6 protein-coding genes are annotated in these 6,949 nt (G+C 29.7%); 4 read left to right on the forward strand and 2 right to left on the reverse strand.

Going from position 1 to position 6,949, the window contains the following annotated elements:
* The first annotated feature begins 111 nt into the window (after positions 1-111).
* Positions 112-1,848 carry an ABC transporter ATP-binding protein gene (locus HMPREF3046_RS04565; protein WP_070716836.1) on the forward strand — a complete coding sequence of 579 codons (1,737 nt, stop codon included), beginning with the start codon at positions 112-114 and terminating at the stop codon, positions 1,846-1,848.
* 76 nt (positions 1,849-1,924) lie between these two features.
* Here the strand turns inward: HMPREF3046_RS04565 and HMPREF3046_RS04570 are convergent, their stop codons facing one another.
* Positions 1,925-3,019 (reverse strand): FUSC family protein, encoded by a 1,095-nt coding sequence (locus tag HMPREF3046_RS04570; RefSeq protein ID WP_070716838.1) that lies wholly within the window; start codon positions 3,017-3,019, stop codon positions 1,925-1,927.
* Between the two features lie 154 nt (positions 3,020-3,173).
* Positions 3,174-4,463, reverse strand: coding sequence for a glutamate-1-semialdehyde 2,1-aminomutase (locus tag HMPREF3046_RS04575; RefSeq protein ID WP_070716841.1), 1,290 nt, complete (start codon positions 4,461-4,463; stop codon positions 3,174-3,176).
* Positions 4,464-4,543: 80 nt separating this feature from the next.
* On the opposite strand from HMPREF3046_RS04575, the gene HMPREF3046_RS04580 reads away from it, so the two are divergent.
* The 3 genes from HMPREF3046_RS04580 (at position 4,544) to perR (ending at position 6,500) form a co-directional block, all read left to right on the forward strand.
* Positions 4,544-4,999, forward strand: coding sequence for a peroxiredoxin (locus HMPREF3046_RS04580; protein ID WP_070716856.1), 456 nt, complete (start codon positions 4,544-4,546; stop codon positions 4,997-4,999).
* A 5-nt stretch (positions 5,000-5,004) separates the two neighbouring features.
* Positions 5,005-5,955, forward strand: a complete 951-nt coding sequence (locus HMPREF3046_RS04585) for a phosphoglycerate dehydrogenase (protein WP_070716858.1) — start codon at positions 5,005-5,007, stop codon at positions 5,953-5,955.
* Between the two features lie 95 nt (positions 5,956-6,050).
* Positions 6,051-6,500 (forward strand): peroxide-responsive transcriptional repressor PerR, encoded by a 450-nt coding sequence (gene perR / locus HMPREF3046_RS04590; protein WP_070716860.1) that lies wholly within the window; start codon positions 6,051-6,053, stop codon positions 6,498-6,500.
* The last annotated feature ends 449 nt before the right edge of the window (positions 6,501-6,949 follow it).

Genomic DNA, 6,949 nt, shown 5'->3' on the forward strand with positions numbered 1-6,949 from the left:
AGTAATAAATAAGAGGTTGAAACTACTTGCTTATTCTTAAATAAATGAGTTTATGAATAGAGGGTTCAACCTCTATTCATTTTTTGATAATAAAATTAAGGAGGAGTCAGTGTGATTCGGCGATATTTAGAATTTGTCAAACCATATAAATATCGTATTTTCGCAACGATTATTATTGGAATTATAAAATTTGGTATTCCAATGTTAATTCCATTATTAATTAAATATGCGATTGATGGTGTAATTAATAATGGTACATTAACCACCAATGAAAAGTTTCATCATCTTGCTATAGCGATAGGTATTACTCTATTTATATTTTTAATTGTGCGCCCGCCAATTGAATACCTTCGACAATATTTAGCACAATGGACGAGTAATAAAATTTTATATGATATTCGTAAGCAATTATATGACCATTTACAAGCCTTAAGTGCTCGATTTTATGCAAATAATCAAGTGGGACAAGTTATATCGAGAGTAATTAATGACGTAGAACAAACGAAAGACTTTATTTTAACTGGATTAATGAATATTTGGTTAGACTGTGTAACAATTATTATTGCGCTTTCTATTATGTTCTTCTTAGATATTAAATTAACACTTGCAGCAATTATTATTTTTCCTTTTTATGTCTTTACAGTATATTTTTTCTTTGGACGTTTAAGAAAATTAACACGTAAACGTTCACAAGCGTTAGCAGAAGTACAAGGATTTTTACATGAACGTGTTCAAGGTATGTCTGTAATAAAAAGCTTTGCAATTGAAGATAATGAAGCGAAAAACTTTGATAAAAAAAATAAAAACTTTTTAAGTAGAGCGTTTCAACATACTTCATGGAATGCCTATTCATTTGCAGCTATTAATACAGTCACAGATTTAGGTCCGATCATTGTTATTGGCGTAGGGTCATATTTAGCAATTACTGGTTCAATTACAGTAGGTACCTTAGCAGCTTTTGTAGGATATCTAGAACAACTATTCGGACCATTAAGACGTTTAGTTTCTTCATTCACAACTTTAACGCAAAGTTTCGCCTCTATGGATCGTATTTTTCAATTAATGGATGAAGACTATGACATTAAAAATAAAAAAGGTGCGCAACCTATTGAAATAAAAGAAGGACATATTGAATTAAAAAATGTCAGCTTTAAATATAATGAAGATGAATCTTTAGTTTTAAAAAATATAAATTTAAATATAAACAAAGGTGAAACAGTAGCATTCGTTGGTATGAGCGGGGGAGGTAAATCTACGCTTATTAATCTGATTCCACGTTTCTATGATGTAAGTGAAGGTGAAATTTTGATTGATAGTCATAATATTAAAGATTATTTAACAGGAAGCTTAAGAAATCAAATTGGACTTGTTCAACAAGACAATATTCTATTTTCTGATACAGTAAGAGAGAATATTTTATTAGGACGTCCTGATGCTACTGAAGAAGAAATAATCGAAGCAGCTAAAATGGCAAATGCGCACGACTTTATTATGAATTTACCGAATGGCTATGATACTGAAGTTGGAGAACGTGGCGTAAAATTATCTGGTGGCCAAAAGCAACGTTTATCTATTGCGCGTATTTTCTTAAATAATCCACCTATATTAATTTTAGATGAAGCGACAAGTGCACTTGATTTAGAAAGTGAAGCAATTATTCAAGACGCATTAGATGTTTTAAGTAAAGATAGAACTACACTTATTGTAGCTCATAGATTATCAACAATCACACATGCAGATAAAATTATTGTTATGCAGCATGGTCAAATCGTTGAAACTGGTACACATAAAGAACTGATTGCTAAAAAAGGTGAATACGAACATTTATATAGCATTCAAGATTTATAACTAAATAATGACTAATGAAAAAGACAAACTCAACTTTGATAGTTAAGTTTGTCTTTTTTTTATTGATATTTAATTTTTATAAATCAAAGTCTTCTTCTTGAATTTCAATATCTGTGTCACTGCGATGATACGTAAAGAAACTTAATCTTAGTCTATCTAAATGCTCTAAATAATATCGATATTCTTCAATAGCTGCGATAATTTGCATGATATTCGAATATGAATATTCTACTTGATATGGATTTTGAATTAATTGATATTGAAAAGCATCCATAAGATTTTTCTTTTGAGGATTTAAAATTTGATTATCAAAATCATCTACATTATAACGCGCCTTTTTTGATAAACTTTTTAAAATTTGTTCGTGATACGCTGTTAATGAATCTAACTCTAATTTAATTTGAAATAATAAATGATGATTCGTATTATGCAAATCATTTTGATATCTAGCCATACGATTTAATACTTCGTAAGCTTGTCGAGTTGTTCCAACGACCTCTTTAAATAATATCTTTTTACGATTTTGTTGAAAAGCAGCTTTTCTTGTAAACGTACGTTCTTCGTGATAATAGTTATAGATTTGTTCTAATTTTATAATGCGAGATTCTAACTGTTCACCATCTTCCTTTATCTGATGATATTCAGAAGTATCATTAATTACAAGTTTAAACCATATAAATATGTCGGAAGAAATATTAACTGCATTATGATAAATTTTAGTTTCGAATTTTGGAGGTAAGAATACTAGGTTTACAAGTGAAGCACTTAAAACTCCAATCATAACTAAAATAAATCTAAATGTAGCTGCAAGATAAAACGATCCTGTGTGTTGCCCCATAATGATTAACGCAGTGACACCTGCTAATGTTGCTACATGCGCCAAGTTTAATTTGTATAAAATGGCGATTAATAGAATGACTGTGATACCCATAATCACAATGTTTTTACCAAAAATGGTTACCATAATCACTGCTAATATAGCACCGATTAAATTACCTGTAGCTTGTTCAGATATCGTTTTCATTGAACGATATATATTAGGTTGCATTGCAAAAATAGCACTTATTCCTGCTACAGATTTCAAACCAACATTATCAGGTAAAAAAGAAGCGATAAAAAGGGCGAGAATGATAGCAATTCCAGTTTTAAGTATACGTGCGCCTAATTTCAAATATAACGCTCCTTTAAATAACAAGTTTATAGTTTAATGTATTTTTAAATTAGTATACACTCAACAAATAAAACTGTACAAGTATACGTATATATAAAAACCTAAGAATGTATATTTACGATATGACATTCTTAGGTTCGTTCAATTTTAAATATTATTTCATTTGACTGAAGGCATAGTCAGCCGCTTCTAATGTTTGATCAATATCTTCTTCAGTGTGTTCAGTAGTTAAGAACCATGCTTCAAATTTAGAAGGTGCTAAATTAATACCTTGGTTAAGCATAAGTTTAAAGAATTTTGCAAATGCCTCACCATCAGAATTTTCTACTTGTTCGTAGTGTGTTACTTTTTCATCTGTAAAATAGAGTGTTAGAGATCCATAGATACGATTAATTGTCGCAGTAATATGATGTTTTTCAATAAGTTTATTTAAACCATCTTCTAAACGTTTACCTAAAACATCTAATTTTTCATATACACCATCTTGCTCTAAAACTTCAAGTAATGCAATACCTGCTCTCATTGAAAGTGGGTTACCTGCCATTGTTCCTGCTTGGTATGCTGGACCTAATGGAGCAACATGTTCCATGATATCTTGACGGCCACCGTAGCCACCGATTGGTAATCCACCACCAACAATTTTACCAAATGCTGTTAAATCTGGATAAACATTTAATAAATCTTGTGCAGCGCCATAATGGAAGCGGAAAGCAGTGATGACTTCATCGTAAATCACTAAAGCTCCATGCTCATGAGTGATGTTGTTAACTTCTTCTAAAAAGCCTGGTTGAGGTTTTACCATGCCAAAATTACCTACAATAGGTTCTACTAATACAGCTGCTACTTCATCCCCCCAATGTGACATGGCTTCTTTATAAGATTCGATGTCATTAAAAGGTACAGTAATGACTTCTCTAGCGACACTTTCAGGTACACCAGCTGAATCTGGAGAACCTAATTGAGAAGGTCCACTTCCTGCAGCAACTAATACTAAATCAGAATGGCCATGATAAGAACCTGCAAATTTAATGATTTTATTTCTTTTACTATAAGCTCTAGCAACTCGAATTGTAGTCATTACTGCTTCTGTTCCAGAATTAACAAAACGAATTTTTTCTAATGAAGGAATAGCTGCTCGTAATTTTTTACTGAAATCAATTTCAAGTTCAGTAGGTGTACCATATAAAACGCCTTTAGCTGCTTGATCTTGGATAGCTTCAGTAATATGAGGATGAGCATGACCAGTAATTATGGGACCATAAGCTTGTAAATAATCAATGTACTTATTTCCATCGACATCGTAAAGATAAGCGCCATGACCTTCACGCATAACTACGGGAGCACCTCCGCCAACAGCTTTATAAGAGCGTGAAGGAGAATTAACTCCACCTAAAATATATTCATTTGATAACTTTTGAAGACGTTCACTTTCTGTGAAATTCATAGAGTATCAACCTTTCTTATTTAATAATATGCATTACTATCGTAACATAATAATTATAATATGAAGAAATGAGTGATACGATGTTAAAAATAGGAGATCTTTTTCCAAAATTTGAATTAGAGAATCAAAATGGTGAATTAATTACTAATGAAAAAATTATGGGAGAAAAAACAATATTATATTTCTACCCACGAGATAACACACCAACGTGTACAACAGAAGCATGTGATTTTAGAGATAATATACAATACTTTAATGATATGAAAGTTAAAGTTTATGGTATTAGCGGGGATTCTAAAAAAAAACATGAAAACTTTATTAAGAAGCATCATTTAAATTTTGATTTATTAGTTGATGATGAATTTAAGTTATCGGATGCAGTAGGAATATATCGTTTGAAGAAAAGTTTTGGAAAAGAAAATATGGGAATAGTGAGAACAACGTTTGTAATAGATGAAGCGGGATATATTACAAATATCATTGAAAAAGTAAAAGTTAAAACACAAATAGATGAATTAAAACAAATGCTGGAGTGAGATAAATGAAAATCGTAAGTTTGAAACGTCTAGGTAATATAGAAAATGAATTAATAGAAAAGTATCCTGATATTTCATTTTCGTTTTATGATAAAGCAAATAATATTCCAGATAACGAAAAAAAAGATCTTGAGGTGTTGATAGGATACGACGGGGAGATTAATGAAAGATTTATAAAGTCTTGCCCGAATTTAAAATGGATTGCATGGTATGCCACAGGTGTAAACAATCTACCATTAGACTACATTAAGAATAAAGGAATTACTTTAACCAATGCTAGAGGAATACAATCAAAGCAACTTTCAGAATATATACTAACTTTTATATTAGATGACCATAAAAAAATGAAAACATCCTTTATTAATCAACAAAAGCATATTTATGATAGTACTTTGATAGGTAAACGTTTAAAGAACGAAACAATTTTATTTTTAGGTACTGGAGCTATTGCTCAAGATACTGTAAAGTTATTGACACCTTTCGAATTGGACATAATAGGTGTAAGTAAAACAGGAAAACAAAAAGAAGGATTTAATCAAACATATGAGATAAATGAATTAGACAAGTTATTAGGAGAAGCGGATATAATAATTAATACCTTACCAGAAACCAAAGAAACATATCATTTATTAAACAAACATCATTTCCAATTAATGAAGGAAGATACTTTATTTATTAATGTAGGAAGAGGAACTATAGTAGAAGAACACGATTTAATAGAAATACTTAAAGAAAAATTAATACGTCATGCATACTTGGATGTATTCGAAAATGAACCACTAGAATCAGAACATCCACTTTATGATTTAGATAACGTGACAATTACTGCACATATAACTGGTAATGATAAAGAAAATAAAAAGGAAGCAACAAAAATATTTGAAAGAAATCTCTTTTATTTTCTCAATAAAGAAGAAATAAGTGAGAATGTAGTAGATTTAAAAGATGGCTATTAATATATAACTTATGGAATAATTGACAATGCCGTAGGAAAGTAGTTATATTATTAATAAGTTAATAATAATTATAAAGTAGAAAGATGGTGAAAATGATGAGTGCAGAAATAGAATCAATTGAACATGAGCTTGACCAAGCTATAATAGCATTAAGAAAGTCAGGCGTTCGTATCACGCCTCAAAGACAAGCTATTGTTAGATTTTTAATTAGCTCACATACACATCCTACAGCGGATGAAATTTATCAAGCACTTTCACCTGATTTTCCTAATATAAGTGTTGCGACAATTTACAACAATTTAAGAGTATTTAAGAAGATAGGTATTGTAAAAGAATTGACTTATGGAGATGCATCAAGTAGGTTCGACTTTAATACTCATAATCATTATCATGTTATTTGTGAACGATGCGGTAAAATAGTAGATTTCCACTATCCTCAATTGGATGAAATTGAACAATTAGCTCAACACGTTACAAACTTTGACGTAACACATCATCGAATGGAAATTTATGGACTGTGTGAAGACTGTAAAAACAAAGAATAAAGTTAGGCAATGACTTTAATGTCATTGCTTTTTTTGTTTGTAAGTAATCAAAAAAATTAAAAGATAAATACTAAATAAAAAAATCATAGAGTTTTAGTATAAAAAATACTCATTAAAGATAATGAATACATTAGGTGTGAAATATTAAACGATTTTATATTATAAAATTCATTGACGTTCAATAATAATCTTGTTATTATGTAAAAGTCGTCAAAAACAGAAGATATTGTTTGAAAACACAAAGTAAATTAGTTTAAAACAATGTTAAGAAAGTGTAATTTTGACTATTGATTATAAAAACAATTTATTATAAGATATTATTTGTTGAATTATTAATCAACTTCAAGAAAAGAAAAATTAAAAAAGTTCTTGACAAAAGTGGTTAGTATTTGATAAAATTAATAAATGTAATTGTTAAAAATGAACATTGAAAACTGAATGACAATATG

It is taken from the genome of Staphylococcus sp. HMSC070D05, from assembly GCF_001815595.1.
GTDB lineage: Bacteria > Bacillota > Bacilli > Staphylococcales > Staphylococcaceae > Staphylococcus > Staphylococcus hominis.

Excerpts from the sequence above, each read along its gene's own strand:
- HMPREF3046_RS04575 (WP_070716841.1), bottom strand. The coding sequence starts at position 4,463 with ATGAATTTCACAGAAAGTGAACGTCTTCAAAAGTTATCAAATGAATAT.
- HMPREF3046_RS04580 (WP_070716856.1), top strand. The coding sequence starts at position 4,544 with ATGTTAAAAATAGGAGATCTTTTTCCAAAATTTGAATTAGAGAATCAA.
- perR (WP_070716860.1), top strand. The coding sequence starts at position 6,051 with ATGAGTGCAGAAATAGAATCAATTGAACATGAGCTTGACCAAGCTATA.
- HMPREF3046_RS04585 (WP_070716858.1), top strand. The coding sequence starts at position 5,005 with ATGAAAATCGTAAGTTTGAAACGTCTAGGTAATATAGAAAATGAATTA.